Genomic DNA, 2,724 nt, shown 5'->3' with positions numbered 1-2,724 from the left:
CGGCTTCGCGGTGGTGGCGAGCGAGGTGCGCTCGCTGGCGCAGCGCAGCGCCGAGGCCGCCAAGGAGATCAAGCAGCTGATCACCGCCAGCGGCGAGAGCGTCGCCAGCGGCGCGGCGCTGGTGGAGCGCGCGGGCGAGACGATCAACGAGATCTCCGACTCCATCACCCGCGTGTCGCGCATCGTGGCCGAGATCAGCCATGCGACCGCCGAGCAGAGCGGCGGCATCAACCAGATCGGCTCGGCCATCGCGCAGCTGGACCAGATGACGCAGCAGAACGCCGCGCTGGTCGAGGAATCCGCCGCCGCGGCGCAGAGCCTGCAGCACCAGGCGGATGCGCTGTCGCAGTCGGTGGCCGTCTTCAAGCTGGGCTGACAGGGCCCGGCGGCGCCCCGCCGGCTCAGACCCCCATCACCTGCACGCGGTTGCGGCCGGCGTGCTTGGCCGCGTACAGCGCCTGGTCGGCGGTCTCCACCAGCATCGCGGCCTTCGCGGGCGGCTCCCCGGCCGCCAGGCCGATGGACACCGTGACGCGCAGGTCCGGCGCGAGCTCGCCCCACGCGTGGTTGGCGATCGCGCCGCGCAGGCGCTCGCAGATCTCCTGGCCGCGCTCGGCCGGGACGCCGACGAAGACCAGCATGAACTCCTCGCCGCCGACTCGCGCCAGCAGGTCGCGCTGCGCAGCTGCCGCCGCAGCACCTGCGCCACCTTCTGCAGCGCCTGGTCGCCGACGCCGTGCCCGAAGGCATCGTTGACCTGCTTGAAGTGGTCGATGTCCAGCAGCCCCAGCGCGATCGGCTTGTGCTCCTGCCGCGCCCGCTCGAGCAGCAGCGGCAGCGCGAACTCGGCGTGACGCCGGTTGTTGAGGCCGGTCAGCGCGTCTTCATGGGCCATGCGGCCGAGCTCCGCGGCCTCGCGTCGCAGGCGCTGCTGCTCCTGCTCGGCCAGCTCGGCCCGCTCGCGCTCGCGACGCGCGTCCTGCATCGCATGCTCGGCCCGCGCCTGGGCCTGCTCGAATTCCTGCCGGATCAGCATCGCCTCGGTCTGCAGCGCCATCGCGCTGCGGGCCGTCTGGCGTTCCAGCGACGACAGCAGTTCGTGTGCCGCCAGCGCCCGCGCCGCATCGCCGCGCAGCTTGCAGGCCCGATAGATGGCCAGCGCGAGCTGCCGCCGCAGGCGCGTGGGCAATGCCTGCGGCGCCTGTTGGCCGACGAGGTCCTGCAGCGTCGCCAGCGCCGGCAGCGCGTCGGTCGCGCCGGCGCCGTCGTCGCGCTTGAGCTGCAGCAGCGCCCGCTGCGCGCGCGCCTGCAGCACCATGCCGGCGTAGCCGTGGCGCTGCGCCAGCCGCTCGTATTCGTCGGCGATGAGCAGCGCGTCGTCGATCGCGCCGGTGCCCAGCTGCAGCTCGACCAGGTTGGACAGCGACACCACGACCAGGAAGGGATTGCCTTCCTCCCGCACCAGGTCGGCGGCGCGCACCGCGTAGGGCTCGGCCTGGGCCAGCGCCTCGGCGGCCGAGCGCCGGTCCTCGTCACGGATCGCCTCCGCGTGCGCCTGCAGCCAGAAATGCGCCAGGTTGTTCAGGCAGGACAGCAGCAGTTCGCGCTCGCCGGCGGCCTGCTGCTGGGCGATCTCCAGCGCCTGCAGCGTGTGCTGGCAGGCCTGCTCGACCTGATCCGTCACCGCGAAGGCCACCGCCAGCCGGTTCAGCGCCCAGGCTTCGCGCGTCGGATCCTGCGCGCGCCGCGCCGCGGCCAGGCCTTGCCAGCCGGCCTGCATCGCGTCCCGCCCCATCTGGAACTGCGCGTAGATGTAGCAGAGCTCGGTCAGCGCCTGCGCGGTCCATTCGTCCTGGTCGGGGCCGTCGATCAGCCGCACCAGCGCCACCGCCTCGCTGGCGCGCCGCAGCGCCGCCGGCAGGTCGCCCTGGCGAGGCAGGTTGTGGGCGATCAGGATCAGCGCCCGTGCGCGCTCCCGCACCGAATCGGCCGCCACCAGCGCCAGTTCCAGCGCGTCGGTCGCGTCGCGGTAGGCGCCGCGGCGGCTCAGGTGCAGGGCTCGGGCCAGTTCGCGCTGGAACAAGGCGACTCCTCCTTCGGCGATGCGGACGACCGGAAGACCTCAGCATTGGTCGGCGCACATCGCACGTCAATCGCGGCTGGCCCCAGTGGACGATGGATACAGTCGCGGGCATGCCAAAAGTCTCGAAAGCGCCGGTCCCCGCCGCCGCGCCAACCCCGCCCGTCGCTGCCTCCGCATCGATGGTTGCGGTACCGGCCGCGCGCGTGCTGGTCGGCGTGGACTTCAGCAGCGCGCCGACGGCCCGCAAGCCGATCCGGCTGGCCTTCGGCCAGCGGCGCGGCGCGGTCGTGAAGCTGGAGCGGCAGGAGGCGCTCCCGTCGCTGGACGCCTTCGCGGCCTGGCTGGCGGCGCCGGGGTCGTGGCTGGGCGGCTTCGACCTGCCTTTCGGCCTGCCGCGCGAGTTGGTCGAGACGCTGGGCTGGCCCACCGAGTGGGCCCCGCTGATCGCGCACTACGCGAGCCTGTCGCGCGCGGAGATCCGCGACACCTTCGCCGCCTTCTGCGATGCCCGTCCGGCGGGCCGCAAGTTCGCGCACCGCGCCTGCGACGCGCCGGCCGGCTCGTCCCCGAGCATGAAGTGGGTGAATCCGCCGGTGGCCTACATGCTGCACGCGGGCGTGCCCCGGCTGGTGGCCGCGGGC

Annotated in this window: 1 protein-coding gene and 2 pseudogenes; 2 read left to right on the top strand and 1 reads right to left on the bottom strand. The window is 73.5% G+C overall.

Translation table 11 applies throughout. The annotated features are described in order from the left end of the window. The coding region (locus FUT87_RS09680; protein ID WP_255511748.1) for a methyl-accepting chemotaxis protein at positions 1-376 on the top strand (376 nt) is incomplete at its 5' end. Positions 377-401: 25 nt separating this feature from the next. On the opposite strand, the pseudogene FUT87_RS31670 reads toward FUT87_RS09680, so the two are convergent. After that, positions 402-895, bottom strand: a pseudogene (locus FUT87_RS31670) (GGDEF domain-containing protein). Positions 896-2,262: 1,367 nt separating this feature from the next. Here FUT87_RS31670 and FUT87_RS09670 point away from each other — a divergent pair. Continuing rightward, positions 2,263-2,724: pseudogene (locus tag FUT87_RS09670) on the top strand (DUF429 domain-containing protein); the annotation flags it as partial.

It is taken from the genome of Mitsuaria sp. TWR114, from assembly GCF_007997345.1.
Note: the sequence above shows the minus strand (reverse complement) of the source record. Positions and strands in the feature narration are given on the sequence as shown.